Annotated in this window: 16 protein-coding genes; 7 read left to right on the forward strand and 9 right to left on the reverse strand. The window is 66.6% G+C overall.

Annotated features, from left to right (window positions below):
* Positions 1 to 100: 100 nt before the first annotated feature.
* A complete protein-coding gene (locus QF036_RS17755) occupies positions 101 to 1,735 on the reverse strand; it encodes an ABC transporter substrate-binding protein (RefSeq protein WP_307103975.1) in 1,635 nt (544 codons plus the stop codon).
* Positions 1,736 to 1,984: 249 nt separating this feature from the next.
* Entirely contained in the window at positions 1,985 to 3,124 is a 1,140-nt protein-coding gene (mnmA, locus tag QF036_RS17760) for a tRNA 2-thiouridine(34) synthase MnmA (RefSeq protein WP_373460176.1), read from the reverse strand.
* A 157-nt stretch (positions 3,125 to 3,281) separates the two neighbouring features.
* Between mnmA and QF036_RS17765 the strand changes: the two genes are divergently transcribed.
* Positions 3,282 to 4,538: an NAD(P)/FAD-dependent oxidoreductase gene (locus tag QF036_RS17765; protein WP_307103977.1), complete on the forward strand. Its 1,257-nt coding sequence runs from the start codon at positions 3,282 to 3,284 to the stop codon at positions 4,536 to 4,538.
* A gap of 39 nt (positions 4,539 to 4,577) precedes the next feature.
* On the opposite strand, the gene QF036_RS17770 is transcribed toward QF036_RS17765, so the two are convergent.
* Both QF036_RS17770 and QF036_RS17775 read right to left on the reverse strand, forming a co-directional pair.
* Positions 4,578 to 5,807 (reverse strand): cysteine desulfurase family protein, encoded by a 1,230-nt coding sequence (locus QF036_RS17770; protein ID WP_307103979.1) that lies wholly within the window; start codon positions 5,805 to 5,807, stop codon positions 4,578 to 4,580.
* 89 nt (positions 5,808 to 5,896) lie between these two features.
* Entirely contained in the window at positions 5,897 to 6,586 is a 690-nt protein-coding gene (locus QF036_RS17775; RefSeq protein WP_307103981.1) for a helix-turn-helix transcriptional regulator, read from the reverse strand.
* Positions 6,587 to 6,678: 92 nt separating this feature from the next.
* Here QF036_RS17775 and QF036_RS17780 point away from each other — a divergent pair, with 92 nt between their 5' ends.
* Entirely contained in the window at positions 6,679 to 7,125 is a 447-nt protein-coding gene (locus tag QF036_RS17780) for a hypothetical protein (protein WP_307103984.1), read from the forward strand.
* Here the strand turns inward: QF036_RS17780 and QF036_RS17785 are convergent.
* Complete coding sequence (locus QF036_RS17785) at positions 7,095 to 7,790, reverse strand: hypothetical protein (RefSeq protein WP_307103986.1); 696 nt, start codon at positions 7,788 to 7,790, stop codon at positions 7,095 to 7,097. The genes QF036_RS17780 and QF036_RS17785 overlap by 31 nt on opposite strands.
* Positions 7,791 to 7,939: 149 nt before the next feature.
* Between QF036_RS17785 and QF036_RS17790 the strand changes: the two genes are divergently transcribed.
* The 5 genes from QF036_RS17790 (at position 7,940) to QF036_RS17810 (ending at position 11,960) form a co-directional block, all read left to right on the forward strand.
* Positions 7,940 to 8,884, forward strand: coding sequence for a J domain-containing protein (locus QF036_RS17790; protein ID WP_307103988.1), 945 nt, complete (start codon positions 7,940 to 7,942; stop codon positions 8,882 to 8,884).
* Positions 8,885 to 8,929: 45 nt separating this feature from the next.
* Positions 8,930 to 9,397, forward strand: a complete 468-nt coding sequence (locus QF036_RS17795; RefSeq protein ID WP_003805026.1) for a tRNA (cytidine(34)-2'-O)-methyltransferase — start codon at positions 8,930 to 8,932, stop codon at positions 9,395 to 9,397.
* Positions 9,398 to 9,613: 216 nt separating this feature from the next.
* Positions 9,614 to 10,219 carry a sigma-70 family RNA polymerase sigma factor gene (locus QF036_RS17800; RefSeq protein ID WP_307105980.1) on the forward strand — a complete coding sequence of 202 codons (606 nt, stop codon included), beginning with the start codon at positions 9,614 to 9,616 and terminating at the stop codon, positions 10,217 to 10,219.
* A 2-nt stretch (positions 10,220 to 10,221) separates the two neighbouring features.
* Positions 10,222 to 11,103 (forward strand): anti-sigma factor, encoded by an 882-nt coding sequence (locus tag QF036_RS17805; RefSeq protein ID WP_307103990.1) that lies wholly within the window; start codon positions 10,222 to 10,224, stop codon positions 11,101 to 11,103.
* 71 nt (positions 11,104 to 11,174) lie between these two features.
* Positions 11,175 to 11,960 (forward strand): MerR family transcriptional regulator, encoded by a 786-nt coding sequence (locus tag QF036_RS17810; RefSeq protein ID WP_307103992.1) that lies wholly within the window; start codon positions 11,175 to 11,177, stop codon positions 11,958 to 11,960.
* Here the strand turns inward: QF036_RS17810 and QF036_RS17815 are convergent.
* The 4 genes from QF036_RS17815 to QF036_RS17830 all read right to left on the reverse strand — a co-directional run bounded on the left by QF036_RS17815 (position 11,957) and on the right by QF036_RS17830 (position 16,361).
* Positions 11,957 to 12,736, reverse strand: coding sequence for a PIG-L deacetylase family protein (locus tag QF036_RS17815; RefSeq protein ID WP_307103994.1), 780 nt, complete (start codon positions 12,734 to 12,736; stop codon positions 11,957 to 11,959). The two genes, QF036_RS17810 and QF036_RS17815, sit on opposite strands and share 4 nt — an antisense overlap.
* A gap of 4 nt (positions 12,737 to 12,740) precedes the next feature.
* On the reverse strand, positions 12,741 to 13,694 hold the full coding sequence (locus tag QF036_RS17820; RefSeq protein WP_307103995.1) for an electron transfer flavoprotein subunit alpha/FixB family protein: 954 nt from the start codon (positions 13,692 to 13,694) through the stop codon (positions 12,741 to 12,743).
* A gap of 14 nt (positions 13,695 to 13,708) precedes the next feature.
* Positions 13,709 to 14,509 carry an electron transfer flavoprotein subunit beta/FixA family protein gene (locus QF036_RS17825; protein WP_307105982.1) on the reverse strand — a complete coding sequence of 267 codons (801 nt, stop codon included), beginning with the start codon at positions 14,507 to 14,509 and terminating at the stop codon, positions 13,709 to 13,711.
* A 271-nt stretch (positions 14,510 to 14,780) separates the two neighbouring features.
* On the reverse strand, positions 14,781 to 16,361 hold the full coding sequence (locus QF036_RS17830) for a trypsin-like peptidase domain-containing protein (protein WP_307103997.1): 1,581 nt from the start codon (positions 16,359 to 16,361) through the stop codon (positions 14,781 to 14,783).
* Positions 16,362 to 16,421: the final 60 nt, after the last annotated feature.

Genomic DNA, 16,421 nt, shown 5'->3' on the forward strand with positions numbered 1-16,421 from the left:
TGGCGGACCCGGAATCGGCTGTTCACTGGCCAGCAGGAAGGCGGAACGCCCGGAAGGCGTCCCGCCTCCGTGGCTGGTCAGGACCTGATGGGGTGGAGCCTTACTTCGAGATCACGCCGAGGCGGGTCTTGAACGAAGCGTCGAGGGTCTGCTCCACGCCCTTGACGTCTGCCCCCGCAACCATGAGCTGCGCGCCCTGCAGCAGCGGCAGGGTAGAGAGGTCCTTGGCGACGGCGGTCTGGGCCTCGCCCAGCACCTTCTCGCGTTCGCCCTTGTCCACAGTGGTGAGCTGCTTGGTTACCAGCTCGGTGACAGCGGAGTTCTCGTAGTGGTTCTTCAGGAAGTTGCCGGGGACGAAGAACGGCGTGAGGTAGTTGTCGGCGTCGGAATAGTCCGGGAACCAGCCGAGCTGGTAGACGGGGTAGGCATCGGCTGTCCGGGCCTTGGAATAGGTGACCCATTCGGTGGACTGGAGGTCCACCTTGAACAGGCCTGACTTTTCCAGCTGTTCCTTGATCATGGCGTACTCGTCGCCGGAGGATTTGCCGTAGTGGTCCGGGTTGTACTGCAGCTTGATGTTCACGGTGCCGGTGATGCCGGCGTCAGCGAAGGCCTTCTTTGCCTTGTCCAGGCTGGGCTTGCCGTTGCCGTCGCCGTACATTTCCTTGAGCGGCTGGATGGCGCCGTTGAAACCGTCCGGAACAACCGAGTAGGCGGGCAGGTAGGTGCCCTTGTAGACCTGGGTGGCGATCGCGTCGCGGTCCACGATGTCCGCCATCGCCTGGCGCACGGCGAGCGCCTTCTTGGGATCGGCGTCGGCCGTCTTGGCACCGAACGGCATGGTGTCAAAGTTGAAGACGATGTAACGAAGTTCGCCACCGGGGCCCTTGTGCACCTTGACCTTCGAGTCCTTTTCAAGGTCAGCGGCGTCGGTGGCCGTCAGGCTGCGGCCGGCGACGTCGATGTTGCCCTGCTGGACATCCAGCTTCAGGTTGTTGGAGTCGGCGTAGTACTTGATGTTGGCGCCGTCGTTGGCGGGTTTGCCCAGAAGTCCCTGGTAGTCAGGGTTGGCCTTGAGGCTGACGAGCTCGTTCTTCTTGTAGCTCTCGATGGTGTACGGTCCTGCAAACGGTTTGCCCTTGACGATCTCGTCGTCGCCGAGGACCTTGTCCGCCGGGAAGACCTCTTCGTCGACGATCGGTCCGGAGTTGGCGGCCAGAACGCCGGGGAAGACCTGGTCGTTGCCTGCCTTGAGGGTGAAGACCACGGTGGAGTCGTCCTTGGCCGCCACGGACTTCAGGTTCGACAACAGAGCGGCCGGGCCGTTGGGGTCGGCGATCTTGACCACGCGGTCGATCGAGAACTTGACGTCGGAGGAGGTCAGCGCGTGGCCGTTGGCGAACTTGAGTCCCGGCTTGAGCTTGACGGTGTACTCGGTGGGGGTGGTGAACGACGCCGATTCGGCGATGTCCGGGACGGCGTCGGAGCTGCCCGGCTTGGAGTTCATCAGGAAGGGGTAGACCTGGTTCATCACCATGAATGAGCCGGCGTCGTAGGAACCGGCGGGGTCCAGGGTGACGACTTTGTCCGTGGTCCCGTAAGTGATGGTGCCTCCGCCGGCACCGCCAGTGGATGTGCCGCCGCCTCCGGACGGGCCGGTGCAGGCTGTGAGTGCGAAAGCGGAAACGCCTGCCAGCGCGATAGCGCTCCGCAAGGCCCTCTGGTTCTTTGCCATCTATGAACTTTCTGTTCGGTGAGTACGCGCGGGGTGCCCGATCTGACTCGTGTGCGGGCATCCCGCTGATGCCCCTGATTCAACCAGAAGGTTGCCCGGTGAAACATTGCATCGTGTGAGTTGAGACACAAAATTTACCAGAAGGGGATGCGCTCAGCTGACCGAACGGTCGGAAACCGGCGAATGGCAACAAAAAACGGCCGGCGGAACAATCCGCCGGCCGCTCTCACTCCGGAAACCGGAGCACGGTCAAAGTTGCGCCCGCTGCAGGGACCGCGCTGCGTCGATGGTCGCCTGTCCGAGGACCCTGCTGCCCTGGTAGAGCACCACGGTCTGGCCCGGTGAAACACCGCGCAGGGGATCCGTCAGCGTCACCACGAGGCTGTCCCGCTCAATCCCGGCGTCATCGGCGATGCGCTCCATCCGCGCAATGCCGGGTACCGGGTCACCGTGCGCGCGGACCTGCGCATGGCAATCAAAGTCGGAGCCGGAGCCAACCTCGTCGATGGGCAGGCCGGCCCAGGAAACCTTGATGCCGCGGATCTCGTCGATGGCCAGCAGCGCCTCGGGCCCCACCACCACTTTGTTTTCCTTCGGCCGGATCTCCAGCACGAACCGCGGCTTGCCGTCCGCCGCCGGCCGGCCAAGCTTCAGCCCCCGCCGCTGCCCGACGGTGAACGCGTTCGCCCCGCCGTGTTCGCCCACCTTGGCACCGGTTTCATCCACGATGTCACCCGTGGTCATATCGATCTTTTCCGCGAGCCATCCGGCGGTGTCGCCGTCCGGGATGAAGCAGATGTCGTGGCTGTCCGGCTTGTTGGCCACGGACAGACCGCGCCGTTCGGCCTCCGCGCGCACCTCTGCCTTGGACGGGGTGTCCGCGAGCGGGAACATGGAGTGCTTCAGCTGTTCGTGGGTGAGCACGCCCAGGACGTAGCTCTGGTCCTTGGCCCAGTCGGCGGCGCGGTGCAGCTCCCGGTTTCCGTCGGCGTCCTCGATGACCTTGGCGTAGTGGCCGGTGCACACGGCATCGAACCCGAGGGCGATCGCCTTTTCGAGCAGGGCGGCAAACTTGATGCGCTCGTTGCAGCGCATGCAGGGGTTGGGGGTGCGGCCGGCGGCGTACTCGTCGATGAAGTCCTGGACCACATCCTCCTTGAACCGCTCGGAGAAATCCCACACGTAGTAGGGGATCCCCAGGACGTCGCAGGCCCGCCAGGCATCGCGCGAATCTTCAATGGTGCAGCAGCCCCTGCTGCCGGTGCGCAGGGTGCCCGGCATCCTCGACAGCGCGAGGTGAACGCCGACGACGTCGTGCCCCGCCTCGACGGCGCGGGCGGCTGCAACGGCGGAGTCAACTCCGCCGCTCATGGCTGCTAGAACTCGCATTATGCCTTTCTTTTGACACGGGTGGCCGAACCATTCTACTGCCCGGCGGAATCAGGGCCTAAATGTCCTTGACGGCTCCCGCCCGCCCTTCTAAAGTCACGAGTACCGTTTTTAGAAATGCGGGCCGCTGGCCTGCCCGGGCGAATCGAGTAGCGCCATGACCCCTGAAAGCATTGTCATCGCCGGCGCCGGGCTGGCCGGAGCGACGGCGGCCCGCACCCTGCGCTCCGAAGGGTACGCCGGGAACATCACCATCGCGGGCACCGAACCGCACCCTCCGTATCTCCGGCCGCCGCTGTCCAAGGAATATCTGCTCGGCAAAGCCGGGGAGGACGCCGTCGAGGTCGTGCCGGAGAGCTGGTACGCCGACAATAACGTCAGCCTCATGCTGGATAATCCGGTGGCATCCGTTGATCCCGGGGCACACAATGTCCGCTTCGCAGATGGCACAGTCCAGGGTTATGGGGCACTGTTGCTGGCGCCTGGCGCAACGCCAAGGACGCTGCCGTTGAGCGGCGCGGAACTGGAGGGCGTCAGCACCTTCCGCACGCTCGATGACAGCCGCCGCCTGCGCGAACAGCTGGCGCCCGGCGGCCGGAACGTTGTGCTCATCGGCTCGGGGTGGATCGGAATGGAACTGGCCGCGGCCGCAAGCACCTACGGCAACAACGTCACACTGCTCGGGCTTGAGGACATCCCGCTCGCGGCGGCGATCGGCGCGGAGCTTGGCAGCTTCTTCCGCGCGCTGCACGAGGAGAACGGAGTCCGCTTCCGGCTTCCCGCCTCCGCCGCGGAGATCACCGGACAAAGCGGAAAGGTGACCGGTGTGATGACCGACTCCGGTGAGCTCCTGCCCGCAGACATCGTGATCATCGCCGTGGGTGTGGTTCCGGAAACGGCACTCGCCACCGCGGCCGGGCTGGAGGTCCGCAACGGCATCCTCACCGACGCTTCCCTGCGCACCAGCGCACCGGATATTTTTGCCGCCGGCGACGCCGCCAATGCGCTGCATCCGTTCACGGGCGAGCACCACCGCAGCGAACACTGGTCCAATGCTCTCAACGGCGGCAAGGTGGCGGCCAAGGCCATGCTCGGCCAGGACGTTGCCCTGGACGTGGTTCCCTATTTCTACACCGACCAGTTCGACGTCAGCATGGAGTACTCGGGCTTCCCGTCCCTCGCAGCAAAGGCGGCTCCGGTCATCCGCGGCTCGCTCGACAGCAAAGAGTTCGTGGCGTTCTGGCAGCAGGACGGGCGCGTTGTGGCCGGCATGAGCGTCAACTGGCCGCGGTCCGTCAAACCCAGTGCCCAGAAGACTATCAAAGCGCTCATCTCCGCCCGGGCCGAGGTGCCTGCCGAGCGCCTGGCCGACGAGGCGGTTCCACTCGATCAGCTGATGCCGGCGGCCAGCTGACAGGGGGTTCAGCTGATACGGGGAACAGTTGATACGGGTTCAGCTGATGCCGGAGCCCTGACGGGCAACAGTTGCAGCCGTCTGAATGGAGGATTCGTGTCCGGCCATTCCGGCCTGCCGCGCCCGGGCATAAGCGCCGGGCAGTGCCGCCAAGAGTGCATCCACGTCCGCGTCCGTTGACGGATGCCCCAGGGTGAAGCGCTGCGCACCACGCGCGGTCTCCTCGTCCAGGCCCATGGCAAGAAGGACATGCGACGGACGCGGGACCCCCGACGTACAGGCGGAGCCTGTGGACGATTCGACCCCGGCGAGGTCCAGGAGGAACAGCAGGGAGTCACCCTCACAGCCGGGGAACGTGAAATGGGCGTTGCCGGGTAGCCGCCCTTCCCCCTCCGGACCGCGCAACACCGCGGCCGGAACTGCGTCCCGGACCCCGGCGATGAGACGGTCGCGCAGCCCGGAAATCCGCGCTGCCTCGGCCTCAAGGTTCTTGGTGGCGGAGTCAGCAGCGGCGGCGAAGGCCGCTATGGATGCCGTGTCGAGCGTCCCCGAGCGGACGTCGCGCTCCTGGCCGCCGCCGTGCTGCACCGGCGTGAGCTTTACGGACCGCCCAAGAATGAGCGCTCCGACGCCGACCGGCCCGCCGATCTTGTGTCCTGAGATGGACATGGCATCCAGCCCGGAGGCCCGGAAATCCACGGGGACGGAGCCAAACGCCTGCACGGCGTCGGAATGCACCGGAACGCCGGCGGCGTGCGCGAGCTCCACTACCCGGTGGACGGGCTGGATACTCCCCACCTCGTTGTTGGCCCACATGACCGTCACCAGGGCAATGGACTCGGGCTCACGCTGCAGTTCCGTCTGCAGCGATTCGAGGTCCAGGACGCCGTCCTGGTTGACGGGCAGCCACGCAATTTCCGCCCCTTCGTGGCGCTCCAGCCACTCCACGGTGTCCAGCACGGCATGGTGTTCGACGGCGGAGCACAGGATCCGCCGCCGGCGCGGGTTTTCAGCCAACCGGGACCAATACAGGCCCTTGACGGCCAGGTTGTCCGCTTCGGTGCCGCCCGAGGTGAAGATGACCTCCGAGGGATGGGCGCCTGCCGCGGCAGCAAGGGTTTCCCGCGCGTCCTCCACCGAGCGCCTCGCCCGGCGGCCGGAGCCATGGAGTGACGAGGGGTTCCCGGTCCGGGACAGCTCGCGCGTCAGGGCAGCCAGCGCTTCGGCGGCGATGGGTGTGGTGGCGGCATGGTCCAGGTAAACAGGCACGCTTAAATTCTAGACGCCGCTAAATTCTGAACGCCGCAGAATATCGGGAGCCGGCAGGATGCCGAACACCGCGGTGTCTTCAGCCGCAGTCAGGGCCTGATCCTGGCGCAGCAGCGCCCGGCCGCCCGGTCCTCCTCCACCTTCTCCTCCGGCACTCCACACGCGGCGGCGGCACCACTCAGGAACGCCCCGTTCATGGCACACACCACGTCCGGATGCCCATCGGCGAGCCGGTGGAAAGGACAGTTCATCAGGATGATTCCGCCTTCAGCGTCCCGTTCCGGCATATAGCCGACGCCGCCGAGCAGATCGTCGAGGGACGCACCGTTCCCGCCCAGAGAACGGCCCCGGGAGTAGGACGCGTCAGTCAGCGCCTCGCGCACCCCTCCCCCGCCGGTCATTGCGGATTCAATCGCTGTGGCCATCAGCTCTCCGGCCAGGTCGTAGCTCCGGTCCGGAACCGACGCACCCACTTCTTCCAGCGCCGGGCGGTAGAGCTTCGCCGGACGGCCCGACCCCGGGCCGGCCTTTCCGCCGAGCTTGCGGAACTCGACGGCGAGCAGCCCGTCGCGGACCAGCCTGTCCAGGTGGAAGGACGCTGTGGACCGGGGCATATCCAGCGCAGCCGCAGCGTCGTCCCTTCCCACGGCCGACGGCTGCCCGGCGACGTATTCAAAAAGGCGCCGCCTGCCGGCGTCACCAAGCGAGGCCAGGGCGGCCAGGCGGCTGGTCCACGACAGAGCGGGCTTTGATTCACGGTTCTCGGCTGGTCGGCTCATGTGTCCAGCTTAACTCTAAAATCAAGATCTGTTGCTAAAGAAGGAGCGCCGGCTCTAAAATCAAATTATCTACTTTTAGAAAGGAGTTCCTCATGAAAAGCACAGCACTGAAGGAGCCCGCACGCCTGCATACGCTCGCGGCTGATCCCGCCCGGCAGGCGTTCCTGCTTCTGCGCACCGTCTTTACCGTGGCGCCCATCCTGTTCGGCCTGGACAAGTTCACCAACCTTCTGACCGAATGGACCGGCTACCTCGCACCCATGGTTCCGGCGACATTGCATCTGCCCGCGCAGACGGTGATGTATGTCGTGGGCGTGGTCGAGATAATCGCCGGCGTCCTGGTGGCCCTCCGGCCCCGGATTGGTTCGCTGGTCGTGGCTGCATGGCTCCTGGGGATCATCGTGAACCTGATCATCCTCGGGGCCTTCTACGACGTCGCACTGCGCGACTTCGGGCTGTTCGTGGGTGCGCTGGCCCTCAACCGGCTGGCCACCGCCGCAGCACCTCATCAGCCCGGCGGAACCACCGTCAACCACTGAGCAATGTCTGCCCGGGCGGCGGCGAGCGCCGCCGCCGTCGGGCACGACGCCGACACGTACACGGATGAGCCGGCCGTACCGAAAACCCGGGCCAGCACCGCAGTGGCCCTGCCGGCTTTCCGGCCTGTTGGTTTGGCGGCACGTTCCAGGACCAGTACATCCACGGCAGGCCCGGGTTTGCCCCGTTCCCCGCCCCAGCGCAGCGACGCCGGTTTCAGATAGGCGGGCAGGATGGCGGGGTCCAGATACGCAAACAACGCGGCCGTCGATTCCCTGTCATCAGCCGCCACCAGCGGCCACTGGTTCTGGCGCACCTGCGCCGCAACCTGGCAGCCGTCGGACTTTTCGTAGCGGCTTGCGCCGCCCGCGTTGCCGACCAGCTGTTTCCACTGCGGTGCTTCGGCCAGGGCCTCGGACAGCCCGACGGGAACACCGGGCGCCAGCGTGGCCCCCGCCGAGAAGGGCATGTCGCGGGCAGCCACCGCATCCGCATCGTGTCCAGGCGTGATGGTCGGCGTGCCAGGTCCACTGGTGACCGGCGGGATGCTCGGGGCGGCGGGATCGGGAACACCGACGCTGCAGCCGCCCACAAGGGCAGCAGCTGCACCGGCTGCCACCACCACGCATGCAAGGCGGGCACCACCGCGACCTGTCCGGACTCCCATTCCGAAAAGTCTAGACGCCCTGCGTTATCACCGGCGGGAACCGGCACCCCTGCTGCGGTCGTTGTTCCAGAAGACCGTCCAGACCGGCTTATATGCTTGGCACACTGGGCCGCGCATGCACGCCGGCAACAACGACTTAAGGACCGTGCTTGACCAAGGGCAGCAGTTCCCACTACGAGGTGCTCCGCGTGGCGGTGACCGCGACGGAGAGGGAGATCAAGGTGGCCTACCGCAAGGCTGCCCGCGCTTCGCATCCCGACCATGGAGGCGACGCCGCGGCGTTCCGTCAGGTGACCCTTGCGTATGAAACGCTCATCGATCCCCAGCGGCGGGCCGCCTATGACCGCTCCTACGCGGCCGGCCCGCGCTGGGGCCGCGCAGACGGCGATGAGGCGCACTTCGACGCCCCTGCTGCCGGCAGCCACGCCTCCGCGACGATCCACAAGCCGGGAACGCCGCGGAACACGTCAGCCGACGCCCCCGTCTACGTGCCGCCCTTCGACACGCCCGGCGCCGTACCGCTCCTTCCGCCGGAGCTGGCCGGCCAGCAGGTCCACGGCATGCCCAGGAAGCGGGGCATCTTCGGCGCCGAAGCCAGGATCCAGCGCGAACTGCGCACGGTCCAGCTGATCAGCAGGCAGGTCCTGCCGGCCATCCCTGCGGCGCGCCTGATCAACGGGCTGCAGTCCCCGGCGGACAACAGCCACATTGACCATGCGCTGCTCTCGGGCTACCGGCTTGCCCTGATCGGCTCCATGCTGCTGCCCAAGGGGGCCTATGCGTGGGACGGGAACACGCTGAACCACGGCGGCCGGTCGATCGCCCCGCCGCAGCTGGCCCAGGTGGTCCGGCGGATGCAGGACATCTTTCCCGAACTCAACGTGACCGGGTGGACAGTGGTCCACAGCCCGGACGGAAACCTCCACGAACCCGTCATCGACCGCCATCGCCGCTCCAGGGGCGGCTCCGAAATTATCCAAGTGGTCAATGCCGCCGGCCTGGCCCGCGGGCTCAAGGATTTCCTGTCCTCCGGTCCGGCGCCGAACACCGTCAACGTTCCGGTGCTCGCGAGACTGCTGAGGGGCATGCACTGAGGTCACGCCCGAAGGGCGCGGTTATGCCGACGCTAGGATGGAACCGTGTTCCGCATCCTCTTCCACACGCCCGAAATTCCCGGCAATACGGGCAACGCCATCCGTCTCGCCGCCATCACCGGCGCCGAACTCCACCTTGTAGAGCCTTTGGGCTTCGACTTCTCCGATGCCAAGCTCCGCCGCGCCGGCCTGGACTACCACGACCTGGCGGTGGTCACCGTCCACCCCAACATCGAGGCGGCCTGGGAGGCACTGCAGCCCGAGCGAGTCTTCGCCTTCACCTCTGACGGCGAGGTGTCCTATACCGACATCGCCTACCGGCCCGGTGATGTCCTGATGTTCGGCCCGGAGTCCGTGGGCCTGCCGGACGACCTGAAGCGCGATCCCCACGTCACGTCCCGGGTCCGCCTGCCCATGCTGCCCTCACTACGGTCTCTGAACCTGGCGAACGCGGCATCCATCGCCGTCTACGAGGCCTGGCGGCAGCAGGGTTTCACCGGCGCACAGCTTTGAATGCCCAGCTGCACAGGCACCCATCCGAAGCCCGTCCCGCACCGAATCACTCCTGAGCACAACATCCACAGGGCGTGCACATCCACAGGGCGTAAGGAGCGGCAGGTGACAACACAAAGGCCGGGCAACACGGCATTCCGTTTTGCCCGGCACGATGCTGCCGTGGCCGGAAACGGTGTGCAGCGCCTGCCGGCCGGCGACCTATGCTTGAGAGTGATGGATACTCCCAACGCGCCGAACTTTGACGCCACCGCGCCGCCCGGCACCGCCGTCGACCTTAACCAGCAGCTGGCACAGCTGCTGGAGCGGATTGCCGGCGGCGACCAGGCGTCCTTCGCCGAGTTCTACCGGCTGACGTCGCGGCGGGTGTTCGGCATGGCGCGCCGGGTGCTGATCGATCCGGAGCTCAGCGAGGACACCGTGCAGGAGGTCTTCCTGCAGGTCTGGCAGAACGCCGCGAGGTTCGATCCGGGGAGCGGCAGTCCCCTGGCCTGGCTCATGACCATCTCGCATCGCCGGGCCGTGGACAGAGTCCGGTCATCGCAGTCCGCCACCGAGCGTGAGGCCAGGTACGGCGCCAGCAGCCAGGACATCGACCACGACTCGGTGTCGGACCAGGTGGACAGCCGGCTCGAGGCCGAAGCCGTGGTGCGCTGCCTGGAGACCCTGACCCAGACGCAGCAGGAATCCGTTCGGCTCGCCTACTACGGCGGCCTCACCTACCGTGAAGTGGCTGAAAAGCTGAACGCGGCCATTCCGACCATCAAGTCCCGCATCCGCGACGGACTGATCCGACTCAAATCCTGCCTGGGGGTGAGCTGACAGTGACCGATACGAATGATTCCCGCGGACGCCAGCTGCCCCGGGCATTTGCTGCCGACATACCCACCGACCTTGCGGCCGGCCGGGCGGTTGAACTCGCCGAGATTTACGCTCTGGACGCCATCAGCGACGCCGAGCGGGAAGCCATCGACGCCTATGTCAGCGGTGCTCCCGAGGCTGAACGCGAGTCCTTCAACGAACGCGTCCGCCAGGCCAGGGAGACGCTGGCAATGTCCTTTACGGCCGAGGAGGAGCCGCCTGCGGACCTGTTCGCCCGGATCGTTGCCCAGCTTCCCCAACAGCCGGCCAGGGCACAAGCCCCCAGGCCGGAAACCACCGCGGAGGCGCCCGCAGCGCCGGCAGCCGTGCCGACGGCGGAGCCGGCTCCCGCTGCCGACGAATTTTCCGCTGCGCGCCAGCGCCGTGAAGTACGACGCCGGCCGGCCGGCCTCCGGAACTGGCTGATCGGGGTTGCGGCTGCTGCCGTGATCGCGCTCGGCGGTGTGGGCATCGGGGCCTATGTGGCCAACCAGAACGATCCGTTCAACCAGGTCATCGAGGCGCAGGACGCGCGACAGGCGACTGTCGACGTCAACGGCGGAGGCACGGCCACGGTTTCGATCTCGCCGTCGCATGATGCGCTGGTGGTGCGGATGAAGGATGTGCCGCCACCGCCCGCGGGCAAGGTGTACCAGATGTGGCTGATTCCCAAGGATGGCTCCACTCCCGTCTCGCAGGGACTGATGGATGCGGAGGCGTTGTCGAAGCCGGCCCTGGTCAAGGGCATCGGCTCGGCCGCCGCGCTCGGCATCACGGTTGAGCCTGCCGGCGGATCGGCTACCCCGACCCTCCCCACCGTGGCCGCCGCTCCGCTGAACACCTGAGACGCAGCGCCTCACCGGGCTACCTGTGATGAGCTTGACGTTGACGCTGCGTCAACTTCTACGCTGGAGGCATGAAGCAGGAAGAACTCCGGAGCTGGTCCATTGCCGAAGTGGCGAAGCTGAGCAGGGTCTCCTCCAGGACCCTCAGGCACTACGACCAGGTGGGACTGCTGCCGCCTGCCTACACCGGGCACAACGGCTACCGCTACTACACGCAGCCTGAATTGCTGCGTCTTCAGCGGATCCTGCTTCTCCGTGAACTTGGCCTGGGCCTTGAAACCATTGGCCAGGTCCTGGACGGCCAGGCAGACCAACTGGATGCGCTGAGCGTGCACCGGAAGTGGCTCCTGGCCGAGCGCGACCGCCTGGACCGGATGGCCCGGACCGTCGGGGCAACCATATCGGCACTGCAGCAAGGAGACGCGATGTCAGGCGAGGAAATTTTCAAGGATTTTGACACCAACCCGTACGAGGAGGAGGCCCGCCAGAGGTGGGGCGACCAGGCCGTTGCCGACAGTAAAGCGCGGCATGCAGCGCTCAGCGCTGCCGACAAGCAGGCCTTCATGGCCGAAGCCGGGGCGATCAACGAAGAGCTGGCCCGGTGCCTGGCCGCCGGCCTGCCGGCGGACGACGCCCGGGTGCAGGCCGCCGTCGAACGCCATTACCGGTGGATCTGCGTCAGCTGGACGCCGGACGCGGACAGCTATGTCGGTCTGGGCCGGATGTACGTCGAGGACCCGCGGTTCACCGCGTTCTACGACAATAGCCGTGCAGGCCTCGCCGCCTACCTGCTGGAGGGGATCAAGGTCTACGCGGCGTCGCGGCTCAGCTCGGCCGGAGGCCAAAGCACAGCCTAGAAGCCGGCGATGGTCCCTGGACCGTTGACCATGACCACGTGGAAGGCCTCTGCGCTCCGGCCGGCGGGCAGGCCCGCACGTTCGGCGTTTGCCTGCATGCCGCGCCGCACGGTGGCCTCCATGGCCTCCGCATCGGGGTGCTGGCTGACGTGCACGTGGATCGCCTCGAGCTTGCTCTCCACATGCTTCGTGACATCAACAAAGTGGTTTTCCCGCTCCTCCGGACCGGCGTAGAGCCACAGCCACGGAAGCTTGAAGGCCTCCAGGCCGGCCTCGGCGAGGTCCGGGTACGCGAACGGGTTTTCCACTGCGGGGTAGATGGCACGGGTCACGGCCTCCCCCACCGCCAGGTGGTCCGGATGGCTTTTCTGGATTCGCTTCCAGTTGCGCTCCGGATGCATGGAAAGCACGACGTCGGGCCGGACTTCGCGGATCAGCTTCACCACACCGCGCATCACCTCGTGGTTCGGCTCAAGGTACCCGTCCCGCTGGTGCAGGTAGTGGATGTCCGTGACGCCGACGAGGGCCGCGGCACGTTCCTGTTCGGCCGCCCTGAGGGCGATGATTTCGGCACGCTGCTGGGGATCGAAGCCGCCGGCATCGCCGTCGGTCATGATGCAGTAACTGACCTCGACGCCGGCCGCCGTCCACGCGGCGATGGTGCCGGCCGCGCCGAAATCGACGTCGTCGGGATGGGCTGAAAAACAGAGCACCCGCTCAATCCGGTGCTTTTCCGGATTGAACGGGCTCTGCGCTGGTGCAGCGTTTGGGGTCAAGGATTCAGCCCTTGCGCTTCTTGATTTCTTCAGTGGCCTGCGGCAGCACCTGGAAGAGGTCGCCGACGATGCCGAAGTCCGCGATTTCGAACACCGGCGATTCGGCATCCTTGTTCACGGCGACGATCACCTTGGCGGTCTGCATGCCGGCCTTCTGCTGGATGGCGCCGGAGATGCCGGCGGAAATGTAGAGCTGCGGCGAGACGGTCTTGCCGGTCTGGCCGACCTGGGCGTCGTGGCTGATCCAGCCGGCGTCCGTTGCCGCGCGGGAGGCGCCCACGGCCGCACCCAGGGCATCCGCCAGCTCTTCGACGGGGCCGAAGTCGCCGTCGAGGCCGCGTCCGCCGGCCACCACGATGCGGGCGTCGGTGAGGTCGGGGCGGCCACTGGCGACCTTCTGTTCCCGGGATGTGATGCGGGCTGCCGCGGCGGTGGCGTCGGCAGGGGCGTCAACGGTCACGGTTTCGGGGGTGCCGGGGGCGGTCGCAGGCTCGGGGTCGACGGTGTTGGCCTTCACGGACAGCACGGTGACCGCGGTGGTGGCCTTCGCCGTCGTGGTGTAGGAACCGGCGAGCACCGACTTGTGGGCGGTGCCGTCAGCGTCGACCGCGACGACGTCGGTGATGACGCCGGCGCTCAGCCGGATGCCGAGCCGTGCCGCGATTTCCTTGCCCTCGGGCGAGTTCTCGAGCAGGACGGTGGTGGCACCGGACTTGTCCGCCACGGCAGCCAGGAAGGCGGCCTTCGGCGCAACGAGGTAGTCGTCGAGGTCTGCTGCGGACGGCCGGAAGACGGTGGCCGCACCATAGGCACCCAGGGTGCCGGCGACGTCGTCGGACAGTTCGCCATTGACCGCCACGGCGGTTTCCCCGAGGGAGCGGGCGATGGTGAGGAGTTCCAGGCTGCTCTTCTTGAGAGCCTGCCCGGGGTTGTCAATGAATACCAGTACGTTTGCCATGTTGTGGAGTCCTCTTAGAGCAGCTTCTGGGCGGCCAGGAAGTCAACCAGCTTGATGCCGGCGTCGCCTTCGTCCGTGATGATGGTGCCGGCAGTGCGCGGCGGGCGTTCCTCGGCGGCCGTCACGCGCGTCCAGGATCCGGAGTGGCCCACCTGGGAGGAATCGACTCCGATGTCAGCCAGGGAAAGAGTGGTGATGCTCTTGCGCTTGGCCGCGATGATGCCCTTGAAGTTGGGATAGCGCGGTTCGTTGATCTGGTCGGTCACGGAAACCACCGCGGGCAGGGACGCCTCAACCGTCTCCGAGTGGGTGTCCGCGTCGCGGCGCGCCGAGACACGTCCGCCATCCACGTCCAGGGAGGAGGCGAAAGTAACCTGCGGAAGACCCAGACGCTCGGCGAGCTGCGCGGGCACCAGGGACGTCTCGCCGTCGGTGGAGGCCATGCCGGTCAGCACGAGGTCCACGGGGCTGTCGGCGCCGAGGTGGCGAACTGCCGCTGCGAGCGCCAGAGAGGTTGCCGCTGCGTCCGAGCCTGCGAGTGCGGTATCGGTGAGGTGCACGCCCTCGGTGGCGCCGATCTGCAGGGACTTCTTGATGGCGTTCACGGCACCGGCAGGTCCCATGCTCAAGGCGATCACCTTGTTGCCGGCCTTGGCACCCCCGCGCGCTTCGGCAAGCTGCAGCGCGGCTTCCAGGGCGTACTCATCCAGTTCAGACAGGATGCTTTCGTCGCGGTCCGTGGTGTGGCCCTCGCCGCTGAGGTGCCGGTCGAACTGGGCGTCCGGCACATGCTTGACCAGGACGACGATCTTCAATGTCTCTTCCACTGTATTTACAGCAGCCTTCCGTGCTTGTGGATAGCCAGCCGGGTGAGGTCATGGCCGTGGAACGCCCGGGATACGGGTAGCTCCTAGCTAACCATATTGGGCCCGTCATATGACGCCCCGTTAACGCCTGTGTCAAAGCCCTGAGTCAGCGGCAGGACCAACGACGGCGGGCCGCCCCTCCCTGGAACTCAAGAGGTGCGGCCCGCCGTCGTACTGTGCGCAGTTCCTGCTCTGCGGCTGCCTGTTGCTCTGCGGCTGCCTACTGCTCTGCGGCTGCGCCGAGCGTGACGTCCAACTGCTGCTCACGGCCGTTGCGCAGGACCGTGATCTTCACCGAGGAGCCGGAGGGCTGCTCGCGGACGGCTGCCGTCAGCTGGTTCGGGTCACTGATGGCCAGGTCGTTGAAGCGCGTCACCACGTCGCCCACCTTGATCCCGGCCTTCGCCGCCGCCGAGCCCTGCTCCACCGAGGCCACATCGGCTCCCGTCGAGAACCCGGCATCCGATGCCGACTTCGCCTGGACGCTCACGCCAAGCTGGCCGTGGCTGGCCTTGCCGTTGTCGATGATTTCCTGGGCCACGCGCTTTGCATTGTTGATCGGGATGCTGAAGCCCACGCCGATGTTGCCTGTTCCGCTTGCAGCGGAGCTGCCGCCGGCCGAGGCGATCGCGACGTTGACGCCGATGACTTCACCCTTGCTGTTCACCAGTGCGCCACCGGAGTTGCCCGGGTTGATGGCCGCATCGGTCTGGATGACGTTGATGGCGATCGATCCTTTGCTGGCCGAGCTCTGGCTCTGCCCCTGGCCCGGAGGAGCGAACTCGAAGCCCTGGTCGCCACCCTGGGAGTTGTCCGAGCCTTCTTTCGGGGCTGCCGAGGACGCGACGCTGATGGTCCTGTTCAGCGTGGAGACGATACCGTCCGTCACCGTGCCGGTGAGGCCGAGCGGGGACCCGATGGCCACAGCCGTGTCCCCGACGTTCAGCTTGCTGGAATCACCCAGCGCTGCCGGAGTGAGGCCCGACGGGTTGTCCACCTTGATGACCGCGAGGTCGGAGAGCGGGTCGGTGCCAATCACCTTGGCGGTGAGGACGCGGCCGTCGTTCGTGCGGATTTGGATGTCCGCGCTCGCGGTGGTGCCGTCCAGTGTCACCACGTGGGTGTTGGTGAGGATGTGGCCCTGGTCGTCGAGGATGATCCCGGAGCCGGTGCCGCCCTCGCTGCCACTTGTGGCCTTGATGGTCACCACGCTTGGTGATGCCTTGACGGCTGCGGCCGTGATCTCGTTGACCGAGTCCTGGTTGTTGACGATCACCGTTCCGGGCTGGCTGCCGGAACTGACGGCCGGCGCGGTGCCGCCGGCGTCGAACAGGTTGCCGGAGCCTACCGTCGCAACCCCGCCGCCCACGAGCCCTGCGGCCAGGATGCTGGCAACCAGGGTGCCCACGCCGAACGTCGCCTTGCGCTTGGGCTGGCTGGCCCGGTTGTCCTGGAAAGCGGAATGGGTGTTGTGCTGGGAGTACTGGGCACCGGTGGGCTGGGGAGCCGGTGCGGACTGCTGCCCATAGAAGGGTGCGTGCCGGGGGTAAACGGGATGCGGACCGCCGGAACGCTGCTGCTCTGCGTCCTGCGCCGGCCGGTACAACGGCCGGGTGGGGTTGCTGTCGGAGTCAAGGCGTACCGTGGGGTTCTCGGAACCGCCTGCGGTGCGGAATTCGCCGTCCTGACGTGCAGGAGGCTGGAGACCCTCGTCGGGCTCAGGCCGAGGGGTCGGATCAACAGGGCGCCCTGAAGGATCTCGGTTCTCAGGTGCTGCGCCCGGTACTGGGTGCTCGGTCATTGGACTTCCTTTCATCCGCGTCTGTATTAACTATGGACGATCGGACTGAAACTAAAACGG

The sequence above is a fragment of the Arthrobacter globiformis genome, assembly GCF_030817195.1.
Taxonomy (GTDB): Bacteria; Actinomycetota; Actinomycetes; order Actinomycetales; family Micrococcaceae; genus Arthrobacter; species Arthrobacter globiformis_D.